10 protein-coding genes, 1 tRNA gene and 1 pseudogene are annotated in these 16,591 nt (G+C 49.9%); 5 read left to right on the forward strand and 7 right to left on the reverse strand.

All coding sequences use genetic code 11. The features are described 5' to 3' along the window. Positions 1 to 99 precede the first annotated feature (99 nt). From HPY52_01320 to HPY52_01330, 3 genes are read right to left on the reverse strand one after another with little or no spacing between them, the layout of a single operon-like run. Positions 100 to 2,421, reverse strand: a complete 2,322-nt coding sequence (locus tag HPY52_01320; protein ID NPV78906.1) for a hypothetical protein — start codon at positions 2,419 to 2,421, stop codon at positions 100 to 102. After that, complete coding sequence (locus HPY52_01325) at positions 2,414 to 3,640, reverse strand: glycosyltransferase family 4 protein (protein ID NPV78907.1); 1,227 nt, start codon at positions 3,638 to 3,640, stop codon at positions 2,414 to 2,416. The genes HPY52_01320 and HPY52_01325 overlap by 8 nt, the downstream gene beginning before the upstream one ends. Beyond that, the gene (locus HPY52_01330; protein NPV78908.1) at positions 3,640 to 6,090 is read right to left on the reverse strand and encodes an AAA family ATPase; all 2,451 of its coding nucleotides are present in this window, start codon (positions 6,088 to 6,090) and stop codon (positions 3,640 to 3,642) included. The genes HPY52_01325 and HPY52_01330 overlap by 1 nt, the downstream gene beginning before the upstream one ends. Before the next feature lie 1,197 nt (positions 6,091 to 7,287). Between HPY52_01330 and HPY52_01335 the strand changes: the two genes are divergently transcribed. The 4 genes and pseudogenes from HPY52_01335 to HPY52_01350 all read left to right on the forward strand — a co-directional run bounded on the left by HPY52_01335 (position 7,288) and on the right by HPY52_01350 (position 11,819). Continuing rightward, positions 7,288 to 7,372: transfer RNA gene (locus HPY52_01335), tRNA-Leu, on the forward strand. Between the two features lie 186 nt (positions 7,373 to 7,558). Continuing rightward, a pseudogene (locus HPY52_01340) lies at positions 7,559 to 8,214 on the forward strand (tyrosine-type recombinase/integrase). Between the two features lie 701 nt (positions 8,215 to 8,915). Continuing rightward, entirely contained in the window at positions 8,916 to 9,053 is a 138-nt protein-coding gene (locus HPY52_01345) for a hypothetical protein (GenBank protein ID NPV78909.1), read from the forward strand. Between the two features lie 165 nt (positions 9,054 to 9,218). Further along, positions 9,219 to 11,819: a hypothetical protein gene (locus tag HPY52_01350; protein NPV78910.1), complete on the forward strand. Its 2,601-nt coding sequence runs from the start codon at positions 9,219 to 9,221 to the stop codon at positions 11,817 to 11,819. Between the two features lie 201 nt (positions 11,820 to 12,020). Here the strand turns inward: HPY52_01350 and HPY52_01355 are convergent, their stop codons facing one another. Beyond that, entirely contained in the window at positions 12,021 to 12,545 is a 525-nt protein-coding gene (locus tag HPY52_01355; protein ID NPV78911.1) for a DUF2284 domain-containing protein, read from the reverse strand. Positions 12,546 to 13,157: 612 nt separating this feature from the next. Between HPY52_01355 and HPY52_01360 the strand changes: the two genes are divergently transcribed. After that, positions 13,158 to 13,706 carry a hypothetical protein gene (locus tag HPY52_01360; protein NPV78912.1) on the forward strand — a complete coding sequence of 183 codons (549 nt, stop codon included), beginning with the start codon at positions 13,158 to 13,160 and terminating at the stop codon, positions 13,704 to 13,706. Positions 13,707 to 13,847: 141 nt separating this feature from the next. On the opposite strand, the gene HPY52_01365 is transcribed toward HPY52_01360, so the two are convergent. The 3 genes from HPY52_01365 to HPY52_01375 form a co-directional block, all read right to left on the reverse strand. Beyond that, a complete protein-coding gene (locus HPY52_01365) occupies positions 13,848 to 15,098 on the reverse strand; it encodes a hypothetical protein (GenBank protein NPV78913.1) in 1,251 nt (416 codons plus the stop codon). Positions 15,099 to 15,308: 210 nt separating this feature from the next. Further along, on the reverse strand, positions 15,309 to 15,479 hold the full coding sequence (locus HPY52_01370) for an SDR family NAD(P)-dependent oxidoreductase (protein NPV78914.1): 171 nt from the start codon (positions 15,477 to 15,479) through the stop codon (positions 15,309 to 15,311). Positions 15,480 to 15,656: 177 nt separating this feature from the next. Continuing rightward, positions 15,657 to 16,511 (reverse strand): DUF89 family protein, encoded by an 855-nt coding sequence (locus HPY52_01375; protein ID NPV78915.1) that lies wholly within the window; start codon positions 16,509 to 16,511, stop codon positions 15,657 to 15,659. Between the last annotated feature and the right edge of the window lie 80 nt (positions 16,512 to 16,591).

The raw sequence follows: 16,591 nt of genomic DNA on the forward strand, positions 1-16,591 counted from the left end.
TGGCGAATAGCCGCGCGGCCGGAGCTATGAACAAAAACACCACGAACAGCAGGGCGGCGTCATTTCGATTCAAAGTAATTTCTACCCTGAAGTACCAATTTACTCCTCACAGAATTGTCGTGCACCCATGAGATTATTCTTCATGTCTTTCGATATATGGCCTATCATGAGGTACAAAAGCGACATCGCAGGGAAAAGCATGACGGTGGCCGCTGCCACGACCCCCGAATCATTCAGGGCAAATGCGGCAATAGCTCCCACAAATGCCCCAATGAGCCCTCTAGCATAGGCGCGGTACTGTCTCAAGATTCTAGCGAGCAGGCCACTTGGCCGATATAGAGCGATTCCAAGAGCCGCAAAGAAAGCAACCAGAACGCGGGTCCAGATGGTGTATCGCAGCAGCCTGAAATTCATTCCCAACTTGCGCCTGATGACATAGATGATCTCTTTTGCCCCATTCGCCCTGAGCGAATTCACGAAACCTCCGAAATGTGAACTATGGAAGCCCAGGGAAAGCAGATCATAGACCAAGAACGCCGCTAACAAGATGGAAATACATATCACAGCAAAGACGAAGTGCCTGAATTTGAACTGCTCTCGGGTAAGCCCCAGGTAGACAACGGAAAAGGCTATCACACAGGACAAGAATCCACCGACATTCGCGCCGTATGAGGGGAAGCCTACTGCAAACGTCACACCAAGAAACCAGATGAGAGAAAGGACGCGGCCAGGATACCCTGCTGTCGTTCGTCCCCGCGCCAGGAAAACCGATTCTAGAAAGGCTACAAGCCCCACTATTGTGGCTCCCAGCACAACCCCCATATACTCATTCCCCATGCCATAGAATCTCGCTCCACCGATGACATCGTAGCTGAGAAGAGACCCCTGGATCAGACGGGCGCCGGTGACCGAATCGGCGCATAGCATAATGGCTGTGATCCCGGCGAGGGTCCCTATGACTCCAATTTCAGATCTAATGAGGTATGCCGCTCCTGCAGCGATGGTGCCGGCGATTGCCCACGTTATCATGATAGTGAGAAAGGTATTATCTGGCAGGCGAATACCGGAAAACAGCATGGAGACAGGGACGCTCATGGATAGAAGAAGTCCTGCTCTAGTGACAGATTTCGCGCCAGACGGTATTCGAGATTGGAAAAGCAACGAAAGGATCGCCGCGAATACAGTAACGATCTGAAACCCCACATAGGTCTTAGAGACCGGCGCCCTCTGAACCGAGAACCGTACGAGCCTCTCTTGAAATGAGGGGAGATAATCCATAGGAGCCGCCACTTGAGCTGATTCAAAATGCCTTCCCAACATTTCAGCAGGCTGGGCAATGCCGAGATGGGCCAGCACCGTTGAAGCGATATCGAGATTTGTGACAAGGCCTGGCCTCCGGGTGGATGGGGAGGTGAGAAGCCCGGGCAAAAGGTCGCCGCCGAAAGCAAATACCGGCGTCAGCATATTATTCACCTCGGCCGCCCAGTCTGGGACACTCGGAATAACGATAATGACCAGGGTGTTTTGCATGTCGCATTCGGACACGATGTTCCTGATCAATTCATCAATATTTCTGAAAGCTTCCCTTCTTCGTGCCTCCAGCACGCTTTCGGAAAGGAATCGCGCATGCCTTCTGAGACGGGCAGTATCCCCTGTCTCAACCACTATGAAGGAGGCCCGATTGAGCGCTTCTCTGAAAAATCTCGCCAATTTCCCAAAGTCTGTCCGAATCCCGCCCGGGTAGAGGGGATCGCGCCTTGAAACCTCAGGCCCCACATAACCGAAATCAACCCGTCCTGATGTATCCATCGCTATGTTGACTGCTAGTCTGGACGGATCATCATCGCAATCGGCGTTCCCAATGACCGCCGTCTTGAGCCCCGCATTCTTGATGGCATTCCCCAAAGCCCCGGGTGTTATCTCGTAATTTTCATGGGAATTTGCCTGTTTGATTTCCTCGATGAATGGTTGGACGGCACCAGAAGCAGGAGGCTCGAGACCCGTATTTCTCCGGTAGATATCCGCTGCCGAGGCGTCAGAAACCCGTTCTTTGGAGGAATATGCATATTGAGACACACTCGGCCCAATTGCCCTTGTGCCGGCGCCCAGGGTCATATATTCATGCTGAGGGAGGCTCGACCTTGCGGTACGCGTCACCATGAGGCCCGCTGCACCGCGGTTCATCAGTCGCAGCAGCTCAGGAAAAGCGTCCTGAGAAAAATCAGATAATGTCGCCCCGTCGACCAGTATCATGACCACCTTTCGGGCCTCATATTGCGCGGAGGCTCCTGCCGGAATCACGGTACTCAGCAAGATTGCCAGGGATAATAAGCCTATAAAGATGGAGCTTACGCCAAATTCGACCTTATTAGATCTAACTGGATCAAATTCAGTCAAGTATCTAGTTACAGGTTTATCCATGAATCTCCGTCTCCCTCTCCCCCGCCCTCACCCATACCATTTCGTAGACTTTATGAACTTCATCCACCATCGCAGTCGCCGAAAACCTTTCTTTCACCGTGTCGTAGGCCTTGGACACTAGCTTCGATACTTCCTCAGGGTTCGAAAAAACCCATTTTACAGCCTCTGCTAGCGCCACCGGATCACCGGGGGGGATCAATATCCCCGTGATCCTATCCTGGACAATCTCCGGAATCCCTCCTATATGGGTAGCGATGACAGGGATGCGACTTGCCATGGCCTCAATAATACTAAGGGACATTCCACCCTCTGACTCGCTGGCCAGTACGAAAACATCCAGCTCCCGCAAGATCTCGGGCACATCCTCTCTATAACCTAAAAACCGCACAGAATCCTTGAGCCGGAGTTCGCCGCAGAGTCCTTCTAAGGCGGGCCGCTCAACCCCGTCCCCTACAATGAGCAATTCGGCAGATGGATATAACTCTTTGATTGCCGGAAATGCCCGTATCAAGGTTCCGACGCCCTTTTGAGGAATGAGCCTGGCAACGGTTCCTATCCTAAATTGGCCCGGTGTCCATACGTCATTTCTTCGGGGAGAAAACCTTGCTAGGTCTATTCCATTAGGAATGAATCTCACAGCACGGCATCTCCCGGCAGATAATTCCTCATATTCCCGCTTCAAGGCCTCTGATACCACAATCGTGGCATCCGAGAATGGCGCGAGCGTCCTTTCCGACAATTTCACGATGCAATATGCGGCGGAATGGGCGCCATATTGCCCCACAATTGAATTGTGCACTGTGCATACGCAACCAGGGACAGATTCGTGATACAACCTACTCCTGAAGGGAAGTTTAAGGAGCAACCTGCTCCTGAAGAATGGCTTTGACGCAGCTACCGCCAGCCGGCCTACCAGGGATGCTTTGAAACCATGGGTATGGACTATCTCAGGCCTTGCGCCTACTATGATCTTCATCAACCTGGCGCATGCGGCGGCATCATGCAGCGGGCTCAGAGACCCTACCAGCGGAAGCAAGATAAGATCCACTCCGGCGGCCTCGAGCTCCCTCGCCATGATAGTTTCCCCCGAATATACATCTTGCGGCCCTACTATCGCGACCCTATAGCCCTTCGATGCCATGCCTCTTGCAAGATGAAAGACATGCTCCCTCATCCCACCGGCTGCGGGCCTTATGACGTAAAGAATGTCATAGCGCATCAGGAATCATGATACTCCTTGATCTTCTCTGCGAATTCATCCAGTCTCTTTCGGACTAGATAATTGATAGTGCCTTCCGGGTAGTTTCCATCTCGCTGAAGTTGACCGGCGGGCATGCCCGTCAGGACCTCTATCCCGTCATCAATAGTCTTGACAGAATAGATATGGAATTTCCCGTCACGGACGGCTTCTACGACCTCAGGCTTGAGCATGAGATCCTTGACATTATCTTCAGGAATCAAGACCCCCTGCTCCCCAGTCAATCCCTTCGCCTTGCAGACCATGAAGAACCCCTCTATCTTTTCGTTTACCCCGCCAATAGCCTGCACGCGCCCCAGCTGGTCAACAGAACCAGTGACTGCAACTCCTTGCTTTATGGGCACTCCAGACAGACTTGACAGGAGGGCGTAAAGCTCCGTGCTCGAGGCACTGTCACCTTCGACACCTTCATAGAGCTGCTCGAAACAAATGCTGGCAGATAGGCTCAGGGGCCGTTCCTGGGCATATTTCGAACCGAGGTATCCGGTGAGCGTAAGAGCTCCCTTATCATGAATCCTGCCGCTCATCTTCACCTCCCTTTCAATATGGACCACCCCTGAATCTCCAACATATGTCCTGGCAGTTATACGCGATGGCCGTCCGAAGACATAATCCCCCACATCCAGTATGGATAATCCATTGACCTGGCCTACCACAGCCCCCTCCGTTTCTATATAGATTATCCCCTTCTCTATGAGTTCGCGTATCTTCTCCTCCACCTTATTTGACCTATAGATTTTCTCCTCGATGGCCCTGTCTACATGTGACGCCGTTACAATTGGCGCCGAATCAGCTTCTGCCAACGCATTTGCTTCATATATGATCTCAACTACATCGTTGAATCTGGTGGAGAGTTTATCTTGTTTCTCCAGGAGACGGGAGCTGTATTCAATGACCCGGGCGACGCCTGATCTATCGAACGGCCGAAGATTCTGCCTTTTACACACTGATGCAATGAATTGCGCATACTTATTCATGTGCTCGGGGGTCCTATCCATTTCATCATCAAAGTCTGCTTTGACTTTGAAATATTTCCTGAAGTCTTCGTCTAGGTGATACAGGAGTTGATAAAGATAAGGTGTCCCGATTAGAATGACCTTGACATCCACCGGAATGGGCTGCGGCTTCAAAGTCACCGTAGGAATGATCCGAAATTGCTCCCCTATGTTTTCGACCCGGGCTTCCCCATTTTTGAGGGTGCGTTTCAATGTATCCCAGGCCAGCGGGTCGAAAAGAAGGTCTCTGGCCTGAAGAATAAGGATGCCCCCATTTGCCCTGTGGATGGCTCCTGACCTGATCATGGTGAAATCAGTGAAGAATGTGCCCATTTGGCCTTTATATTCGATCTTGCCGAAGAGGTTGTAGTAGGTCGGGTTTGTCTCATATATTACCGGAGCTCCACGGGTCTCGGAATTGTTCACGAACAGGTTCACGGTCAACCGCCTGAGGTAGCTCATCTCAGGTGAAGAACCGGGTTGAGCTGCTCTGTCGCCTGTTTCTCTGGAGGCATCTACGGCCTCGTCGCCTGATGCCCTTGAGATCTCAGCCCTAATCTGACCCAAGTTCCTTGGCAAATCTTCCCTAAGGGAATCCAAGTAGCTCGCTACAACTGGATAATCTTTGTATTTCTCCTGGATCCGATCTAGATGAGGGCCTATAGAATAAGATATGACTTCCCGGTCCAGCTGCTTTATCCTGAGAGTTCCTTCCCTTTCCAGCTCCCGTATTCGCCTGACTGACTCATTCATCTGAGCCTGTAGTCTCCGGTTCTTTTCCTGTATCGCTTGTCTGGCCTCCTGGGGCAGATTCTGAAATTCCTCCTGAGTAAGGGGTGAGCCATCTTCCTTTAGTGGAATCGTCACGATTCCTGCCGGGGTTTGATTCAGGGTGAACCCCTCCTGCTCGGCTCTTTTATGCAGCGTAAGGAGGGTTTCTTCTATCATACTATGAATTTCCTGTAGAATACTTGTTTTTTGTTTTTCATATTCATCGCTTTCAAATGCCCTTGGTATGACCTGCTTGAGATCCTCAACTAGGTCCCTCATATCTTCCCGAAACTGCTCCCCAACCCCCGCTGGAAGCCTCAAAGCCAATGGTACATCAGGTTCATGGAAATTATATACATAACACCAATCGTCAGGAATAGGCCTATTCTCGGCGAACTTTTTGGCTGCCTGCTGAACATAGGTGCTTCTACCGGTGCCGGTAGGTCCAGTGACGAAGATATTATATCCTGGGTTTCTCATTGCCAGCCCAAACTGAACGGCGCGCATGGCCCGTTCCTGGCCGATGATCTCATCCAGGGGAGGAAGCTCTTCGGTGGTCTGAAACGGAAGACATGATTGGTCACAATCATAGCGCAATTCGTCCGGAGACAACTCACGATAGCCAGCCAAGGCAGATCCCTCCATTCATGGGGCCATTCGGGATATGTAGATAGCCAGGCCCGGATTTAGATTATGCGCGCACCATATACAATGCGACTGTGAGCCGCCGGCCGACACGATCGACACTATCACCGACATTATCCTTGAAGTCCGGACTCGGCGACCTACGGGCAAAAGCGCGGGGATCTAATAACTGATCAGAGCAGCCACACATGAAAAACCTTTCTCTATAGTTCTATGAGTTATCGCAGTCTCCTGCCGCCATCCAGTCTCCTACCACCATTCGTGTCATCATGCGGCTACCAGGCGCCGCGCAAGATTAGCTCGTATTTTCAATTTGAGCTTTGCTCCTATCAAAGGATGGGTGGGTGTCTGATGATTGGCGACATTTTGGTCAGGCCTCCGGGGCGGACGACTACTTTTCCGCCGCCTAAAAGCGCGGGTGACAGGCTCTTAGTCAGGTCCCTAAGGTGGATGGCGAGTTTCCGGCCACCTCAACCTGCTGGTGACGGAGTTTTAGTCAGATCTCTGAGGTGGGTGGCGAGTCTCTAGCCACCTCAAAGCGCTGGTGACGAGGTTTTAAGCAGGTTCCGCGCCGAAGTGGCTAAGGAGTCGTCAGCTTGCCCGCTGAGGTGGTATTATTATCGTCAGGTTAGGAAGGTTTTGGAAAGTTCTGGATAGTGCTCACCCTGGGTTGACCAAAATTTAGGCAGGTTTCGCTGAAAGGTGACTAGAATCTCGCCAGCTTCTGGTTCGAGGTGGCAAATTTTTCGCCATCTTTCCTGCAAATTGGAAGATTATAGGTTGTAGTTATCCATAATGAGGAATTTTATGGGATATCTTGGGTGAAGGTGGTAGTATCTTAGTCAGTATAAGTGCGAGGGTGGCGACAGTTTAGTCAGATCCCGCTTTCAGGTGGCAGGAAATCAGTCAGATCGATTCTAAAGCAGAAACTTTAGGATAGGGCTATCTAAATCAAGAAGATTTATGGAATATCTTGGATGAAGTAACGATATAGCGGTTATGCGGGTGGAAAGACTAGTATCGGCTCGCTAGTCCCGCAAAATTCCGAAGGGTACTGATAACGGGCACCGGCATCAAGGCGCCGAGACACCGAAACACCGAAAGAATGCTTGTAATGACGGTGCCGCGTATGATATAATAATTTCGAGCCTTATAATCTTGAGGTAGGAAAATTCTCGTGCGTTGAGAGCTTTGGATGCGAGAGTGGCGGAATGGCAGACGCGCCAGACTTAGGATCTGGTGGGTAACCCCCGTACGGGTTCAAATCCCGTCTCTCGCACCATAGTATTTTCTAGCAGGCCTTTTGTAACTCCACCGCATTCCCCCGCACATAGATTTTCCAGCTGAAAAATGATGAGTCTAGTAGTGTTGGCTACCACACACGACCTGCCAAAAACCCGGGTCTAGTGGGGTCCTCCAGACGCACAAGATTCATCGCTACCCCTCCAGAGGGAGGGAAGTATCTTTTATGCCAAAGGTTGTCCGTCTTCGCAAGGATTCACCTGCCACCTGGGAAGAAGCTATGGAGTCCTATTTGTGGTTCAAGCAGGCCGGGGGACTATGGGAAAGCACATTAAAAGGCCAGTGGGAAGTAATCCGCCTGTTCTTCAATCGGCACCCCGAAGCATGGCAGGGAGACCTGAAACAGGCCGCATACAGGTTCTTCGTGGAGAATATCAAACCCGCCACCTACAACATTCGCCTTGCCTATCTGAAGTCATTCTTCGCCTGGTGTGTGAAGGAAGGCATCCTCACAGAAAACCCGCTATCGGAGTTTAAAAAGCGCAAAGCAGAAGGCTGGGTAGTCGAATTCGACGCCTCAATCCTCCAGGAGCTACTTGCCTTGCCTGACAAGGGGACATTCGCAGGATTGCGTGATTATAGCCTTATGCTGTTTGTGCCTAGGACTTGAGGCATAACTTCGCTACAGGGTTCCTTCGTAATGGAAGCCATGTGCTTGCCCTTCAGAGGATTCTCGGTCATTCAGACTTGAATATGACGAGGCGATATGTCAACCTGATTCAGCAAGACGTGCGGGATCAGCACAGCAAAGGGACCACGCTGAATACCCTGTTTCCGCGAAACCATAGGGTAAGGAAGACCAGAAGGGGTGACCAGGAATGACATTGCTTGCCTGGAAGTGCAAGTCGGTGCGGTAGTATCACCTATGTATAACAGGAGGACCCGTCAGGACGTGGCCTGAATCTCCCATGCTACTGCCGGAGTTGCGGGGGCTGGCTTGAGCGGGAGGACGTGGAATTTCTGTGTTCGCTGCAAGCACACTCTCGGCACAACGCAAATAGTTTTGGGGGATAGCCTATAATACGGGGGTAAATGGTAGGCATGGGTCCTTTGGGACTAGATGGTTTCTTGGGGGGATCAATTATCTAATGGAAAGGGATTCCTCTATCCACGTAGAATTGATACTTGTCCAGCTAAGGGGGGTGCCGCGTGATTTATTTTGAGGCAAATCTGTTTCATTAGTTCCAGTTGTCCGAATGTTCCCACGAGGGGTTACTTTACCAGCTTTGCGAGCACTGTGAGGTGACCGGAGATTTATCATGGTGAAGGAGACTGCGATAACAGGGATAGATCAACTCTTGAGGCACAGGTTGTCCTTGAGCTGCTTAAGGAAGAAAAGATCATAGCTCAAATGCCAGCCGAGCATGGAATTCATCCTAACGTGCTTCATAAATGGCAATATCCAATATCCTAGCAAGGCAGTTCTTTATATGACCCTTGTAATTAGGAAATCATCGGGAACGAGTTTAATCGTAGCTGAGCATGATGGTGGAAATCATTCTTGATCAAGGGGGTTTGCGTTCATGGGGTATTTGGGACGGTTTTACGATATGATTGTCGCCCTGACCAGCTTGATCCTGGTCGCGATCCCCCCTGAGATTTCCGCTGCTGCTCCACAAGAGCATTCCAAGGCTTCTCCGTCTTCTAGGCCGGTAAGGTAGGGAGGGTTTCCGCCAGTACAGGTAGAAAACGACTTCTTCGAAGAGCCTTTGATCCCTGGGCCGGCCCAAAAACAAGGTAACTTGATGAATGGAGGGCATAGGTTTATGACCAAGGATTCCAAGACACTTTCGGATTTACCCTATTCTCAGTCAGAACTCTTCAGTATGGGCAAACGCCGTGTTTACGAAGGCGTGAGCCTTCGTGAAATTGCTTTTCCCCTCGGTGGGATAGGGACAGGAACTGTATCACTGGGAGGACGTGGGGAACTACGCGACTGGGAGATCTTTAACCGACCTGCCAAAGGCGCTTCGCTTCCATATACTTTCTTTGCCATATGGGCTAAGCAACAGGACGGAAAGCCCATAGCAAAAGTGCTCGAGTCAAGGCTTCTCCCTCCGTATCGAGGTAGCCATGGAATTCCCACAGGTCAGGCGCCGGGCCTGCCTCGAATGTCCGGGGCGAGGTTCATTGGAGAGTATCCCTTAGCAAGAATAGAGTTCACTGACGACGATCTACCTCTTGAGGTGAGCCTTGAGGCTTTTAACCCGTTTATTCCGCTAGATTCTAAGGATTCTGGACTGCCAGTCGCTATATTTCATTTCACTCTCAAGAATATGACCAGTAGATATGTGGAGACAACTGTTGCAGCCAACCTCTTAAACCCCATAGGTTATGATCCAGGAAGTCCTTTGGTGAAAGAATTCGAAGTGCAAAATAGACGCTTTCAATTCTTTGGCCTAAATCTGAATGAGTTTATACAGGAAACAAGCTTTGCAGGGATCCTGATGACAAGTCACAAGTATCCAGCCGAAGATCCCAAGTCGGGTTCACTATTTCTATCCTCAACCTGGAAAGACATCACATACTCTCTCCGCTGGCCCCGGGAGGGATGGTGGGGCGATCTCCAAGGTTTCTGGGATGATTTCTCTACAGATGGGTTGCTTGACAATAACCCTACCGCAGAATTGAGTCCCGATGGGGAAACTGACGTAGGTTCTCTGGGCCTTAGGGCAAGGCTTGCCCCGGGAGAGACAGTCACCCTGCCATTCATTATCGCCTGGTATTTCCCGAACCTCACTAATTACTGGAATCAGGAACCCGCCGCCCGTGGCAAAAGGCTTGGCACTTACTATTCAACCATATTCGAAGATGCCGTTGATGTGACGAGATATACCGTTTCAAACCTCAAACGGCTTGAAGGCGAAACAAGGAAATTCCACGATGCCCTTTTCTCGAGCACTCTTCCGGATCCCGTACTAGATGCTGTTTCAAGCCAATGTTCTATCATTAGAACCCCTACCTGCATTTGGACTCAGGATGGCAGTTTTCATGCATTTGAGGGTTGTCATGACAGGGCAGGATGCTGCCCAATGAATTGCACACATGTATGGAACTATGAACAGGCTCTTGCCCATCTATTTCCTGACCTTGAGCGGACCATGAGGTACACTGATTTCAAGGTGAACACCCTGGATTCTGGTCATATGGCATTCAGGACGATCCTGCCTGCTGGCTGTTGCACATGGAATTTCAAACCTGCGGCTGATGGTCAGATGGGATGCATAATGAAGCTCTACCGGGAATGGAAACTCAGCGGGGATATTGGGTTCTTAAAGAGCCTCTGGCCCGATGCAAAGAAGGCACTTGAATTTGTTTGGACATCTTGGGATCAAGACAGAGATGGGGTAATAGAGGGTGAGCAGCACAACACTTACGACATTGAATTCTACGGACCTAACAGCATGATGGGAAGCCTCTACCTTGGGGCTCTACGCGCTGCCGAGGAGATGGCGCAGGCTCTGGGTGATACAGAAGCGGCACTAGAGTACCGCAAGGTGTTTGAGAAAGGAAGCAAACGGCTCGACGAGCAACTCTGGAATGGTGAGTACTATATCCAAAGATATGATCCAGAACAGGTTAAAAGATATCAATACGGCGAAGGATGTCTTTCAGATCAACTTCTGGGCCAATGGTTTGCTGAAGTAGTGGGTCTAGGATATCTCCTGCCAAGGGACAAGGTTAGACAGGCTCTCAAATCAATCTTCAACTACAACTGGAAACGAGATCTCCGTGATTTTGCAAATTGCCAGAGAGTATATGCCTTGGATAATGAAAAAGGACTTGTGGTTTGCTCCTGGCCGAAAGGAGGACGGCCAGAGATCCCCCTTCCCTATTGTGATGAGGTGTGGACGGGAATCGAATATCAAGTGGCAGCTCATTTGATTTACGAGGGTTTCGTGGAGGAAGGGCTTGCTATCGTAAAGGGTGTTAGGGATCGATATGACGGGGAGAAACGCAATCCATGGGATGAAGTGGAGTGCGGGCACCATTATGCAAGAGCCATGGCGAGCTGGTCGCTTCTCCTGGCACTGAGTGGGTATGAATATAGTGCGCCTGAGATGCAGATTGGGTTTGCGCCAAGGATATCTCCAGAACATTTTCAATGCCTATTCACTACAGGTTCTGCCTGGGGCATCTTTTCCCAGGAATTGAAGGACTGTCACTTTATGATGAAGATCGAGGCGCTTTATGGTGAATTGAAACTCCGCAGGATCCATGTGTCAATACCAAGAGCGTTGCAGGAAGATGTGACAACCGCTCAAGTCAGCAGGGCAGCCGAAGATGAGGACAGAGCATCCAGCATTTCCATTCAGAAAGATTCAGACCGTTTCGGGAATACCAGGGTGGCTATAGACCTCGGGAAACCCGTCCTTATTAAATGTGGGGAAAGGATTGAGGTGAATCTGGTTGGCGCTCTGAAGTGAAAAGTACGGGCAACCACAGGATGAAGGGTGGCAGATTGCGGGCAGCCTCGCGCAGACTTGGGGTATCCACGAACCCCGGCCCGATTATGACGGGGGATAGACGAGTGTCTATGTTTCTTCTTCTTCACGTTTTCACCAACCCCCGGTAGGCTTCTATACAGCTCATTGAATCTCCGGATAGAGCACCCATGACGATTTAGCTTACTCTACAAGCAGAAGGCCGAAATAACTGGTAGGAGAGTTTCGTGATGTCGCAACCTCAATGGTGAAGCCTGCATTTCGAGCGGTGGTGTAGACGTCTATGCCACACGCCTCCATTGACGGCCTGGCCTCGTCAGGATGTACACATGGATAGCTCCTTGGACATGAGCCGCATAAATGACATGGTCCAGATCCCATAGCGAAAGCCTTATGGAATCCCATAAGAAATGCCTCTCGCTCCAGCGAGGAAATGATCTCTCGAAGTCGCCTCCAATCACTCGGCAGATGCACCAATATGGTCGTCTTGTATCCATCAAGGACCCTTCTCGTTGTCGAAGGTGTTGGCGAATAAGGGGGACACGTCAGGCACTGACCATACCCGTCGCATCCATACTGGCACTTTAGGCGCACCCATTCACCTGTGATGACTGATGATGGATCCACATGGCGCGCATCCTTCGCCCCCAATTTCAGAGCAAGACGGCATAACGTTTCAACCTTCGGGCTATGCTCCTCCACAGCCATAATCAAAAGCCTCCTTCGATAGGGTAGATTCGGTAAAGATGACTCAATTCCTTCATAAACCATCTTAGCCTGGCCAATTCAACTGGGAGAAAAGAGACTATATGGCATACTGCGACTGATGATAGGGTCGAACCAGTCCTATCCCCATACAATCGCTATCAGACCCCTCTAATCCCCTCAAAATATCTAACTGAGAATTACTACATGTGAAATATGTGTTCTACACTCTATAAGCGGAAATCCCGGAGAGGCGGCGACAGAAAGGAAAATCGCCGGGGATGTTGAATCTAGTATACTAGGGAAACTGATATACCCCAAGCATATATCATGCCAGTCGATCTCATCATGGGAAAAGCCCTGCTGGAACGAGGGTTTTTAGTCTATCTACAAGGGATGGAAACCGCGATATCGTCGATGAGGCGCATAATCGCAGGCGCGTTTTTAGTCTACCCATAAGAGATAGAAAACCGGATGCGGACCGGGCGCCAATGGATGATGGATCACATTTCCGGCCCACCTATAGGGGCCGCAGATTCAACCGGCAGCTTTAGGATGATCCTTCCACATAAAAACAGTGCGCCAGACTTGGCATAAGCGAAGGGGGTATTCATAATGTACTGGGAAAAGCAAGGCATAGAGAACACGAGTAAAACTCTTGACCTCGCTCTGGCTAGAGCTAAAGAGCTTGGGCTTAAGCATATTGTAGTAGCTTCCAATACAGGGAACACGGCAAGGCCGTTATTAGGTCATGGGATCAATATAGCTGTGGTGACCCATCGTATGGGGTTTAGGGAGCCAGGCCAGGATGAGATGACTCCTGAGGCGCGCCAAGAGCTCTCCAGCAAGGGAGCGCGAATCCTTACTACTACCCATCTATTTAGCGGAATCGAACGTGGGATTACCAAGGAATTCGGCGGGCTTTACATAGGCGGGGTCGTGGCGGAGACGTTGAGAATGTTGGGGCAAGGTACCAAGGTGGCAGTGGAAATCGCGGTTATGGCTCTTGATTCAGGACTAATCCCCTATGGCGAAGATGTCATATCAATAGGCGGGTCAAGTCGAGGCGCTGATACCGCCATAGTCATCAGGCCAGAATATTCATCCCGATTCTTTGAAACCAAGATCCGCGAGTTTATCTGTAAGCCTCGGGATTTTGAATAGACTACTACTACTTTGAAAATAGCTCGACGCCATTTTCATCCTTTCGATGGTGCCGGGCAACGTCCGGCATGGGGGTCTACCCAGAAATAGATACCACAACCTGATTATTTCTAAATTCAAGCTTGGTCATCTATACTTAACTTAACGATACCAACGGTCAAGGTATTCTTCAGTGTCTGAACCGGGATGTCGTCGTCGGAGAAGGTCAACGAAGTCTTTCACCGAACCAGTCTCCTGGTGAACATACTCTGTCATGAGCTGCCAGAAAGGTCCTTCGCCCAATCTTGATCTTAAGTTGTCCAAAGCTAGAGGACCCTTACATCGATTCAACGTTCCCAGCATCGGAACTTGTCCTAAATCAAGTCCCTGCAACAGTCCTATTTTTCGCACAGCGGGTGTTTTCTCCAATGACTGACGATACTGATCAAGGTTTTCCTTGGCTATCTCTCTACCGAAAATGTCATCTAGAATAACGACTTGAAAGTAGTGAGCAAGAGATTCGTCAGCAAAACGATTCGGCCAGTCAGAAGGTTCTATGGTCCAGAAGTGACAAACCTCGTGTATTACCTTGGCTGCTGTGCTCCACTGGTTTTCATCTCTTGCTTCTTGAAGGATGAAACCAGGAGAGCTTTGACTTCCCCACCATTCCGGAATCTGAACTATATCAAGCTTTTTGATAATCCGCTCTCCCATACGTCGGGCCATACCTTCGAGTGTTCTAGCCACCCAGGTCTGTGCACATTTACTCCAGTCCTCAAAGCCTGGCAAATAGTATATAGTCAGATTCCCTAGGGTCGTACGGTCAAACTGGGCAATGGCCAAATCTAAGCGCCAGCGCGGCTCGTTGCAGCGGAAATGATAAAAGTTGCCGTCTTTTTCACAGTCGCCAGGTGCTACTGCCACATATCCAGTAGGCACCTCTACAGTCAGTGCGTAGGTAAATTCGTTCATGGGTTGTTCGAAAATATCGGTTACTGGATACCACAGTAAATCCGGTCGTAGTAACGTGTAATCTCGGCTGACTGTATCGTATATGTACGGCCAAACCTCCCTAGCACCTGCAGCAAGACCTCGATATTTCAGAGAAACGCAACACTCTTTTCCAGGTTTCAGTGATTTGGGCAAAGAGATCGTGACAGTATTTACGTGCCAGCGTTCTAGACCTTTCACGGTTGTGATCTTTTGCTCGAAACCGACTTCGCATTCATCCACTGTCACAGCATATACATTGAAAAGTCGATAAAGAAACAGAGTGATCGCAGAGCAAGGTTCCGAATTGACATTCCTTATATGAAGCCTTGCTGAGACTTCTAGTTGCCCAGGGGCATAAGGCGAAAGGCCCACAGGTGGGAATTCAACGGAGGCATCAAGGTCATAGTGGCCAACACGCATCAAAAGCCCTCCTCTTGGCGTGGAGTAACCTTATTCCGCAAGAGCCGATGTTCTAAGTCCTGTCAAGGGGTAGGTGGGTGTCCGGTGACTGGCGTCCAGGTCGACTGGGTCCCAGTTCGACAGTGGAAGCCTCATGTATACTTCGTCCTTTCATACCACCCCAAAAATCTCTCCAAAACGAGAATATCGACTGCAAAGTGAAATTAATCCCTATTTCGCTATTAATTCTACTTTCACCTGCCGATGGTTATGATTCGCTGCCGACTTCGTAAGGCCGAGAACACCATGTTTGGCCGCCGCGTACACCGGATCCCATGGAAACGCCCGTTTGCGGTCCACCGACGATGCCTTGACGATGGCACCTCCACATGCATGAAGCATCTACGGTATATGGGACCCATTGTATTGCATCTGGTTTAACGAGGACTATATCTTGGCTACACAGGCTTGCAAATGCCTCGCCACCTCATTTCTCCATGGCACACATGGCATGATTCATGCTACGGGAGCGGCTCCGCAACCTCCGACCGATGCAGTCTTTCGCGGCTGCCAAATCTTTCACATCCTTCTCCAGAGAACCGAATCCAGGATCCTAACGCCCAATTCCTTCGCAACAGGCTCACATTTTACAGTTAATAGGTGGTAAGTTCTATCGTTGCAATCCGGCATCGTCTCGAAATTAGCATGTCCTTTGGCTATCACGACTCCGGCTGTCTTTAGAGCGTGAACGAATGCCGGGGAACATTTCTCGCATGAAACTCCGAGATAGTTTGAACCCGTCGTGATGACATCTGCCACTTCGCTCAAGCCAACAAGCATAGCATCTTCGATGGTCGCATCATTCATCACAGGGCCGCCCTTTACAGCAAATCGTACCTCGATATTCGTTAGTTTCTTGAGCTCTTCAATTAAAAGCATATCGAAACCTATTTCTCCAGCATTATCCCCGATGTAGAGCAAAGAGCCGGAACTATTGAGGTCCCTTATCAGCTCATCTGAATCATCAATAGCCAGAACAGTCGTCATGGCCCTCTCCACAAGATCATCGAGGTTTGGCTCTGTTACAATACCAAGATCTATCATATTAGCGGCAATTGCCAGCCCAATGGCAACTCTCAGCCTATTATCAGTATCGTCTAATGCTTTTCTTAACCTGGGGAGAAGCCTCATGGCGGCAAGGTCGTAATTGTATTTCTCTTCTTTATAAGGGTCGTTTATTCCGAGCAACCGTGTTGCTATTTTGAAGCATTCCCAGGTGATCTCGGCTGGAGCCTGGTCCAAGGAAAGAGCAGAAAAGGTTCTCCCTGCTTCATCCAGGATCGCCTTAATCTGCGCGTTGTCGTTAGTTACTTTTCTTGCTGTGATTATCATTTGCCTTAGACTACATGGAAAGCATTCAGGTTTACTCTTCATGAAGAAAGCCTCCTGGCTATATAAGGTCATAGAGATTATCTCTGACGATGCGATCGATATTACCTCCTATCCTGGTAGAG

The sequence above is a fragment of the Bacillota bacterium genome, assembly GCA_013178415.1.
Classification (GTDB): Bacteria; Bacillota; SHA-98; order Ch115; family Ch115; genus Ch115.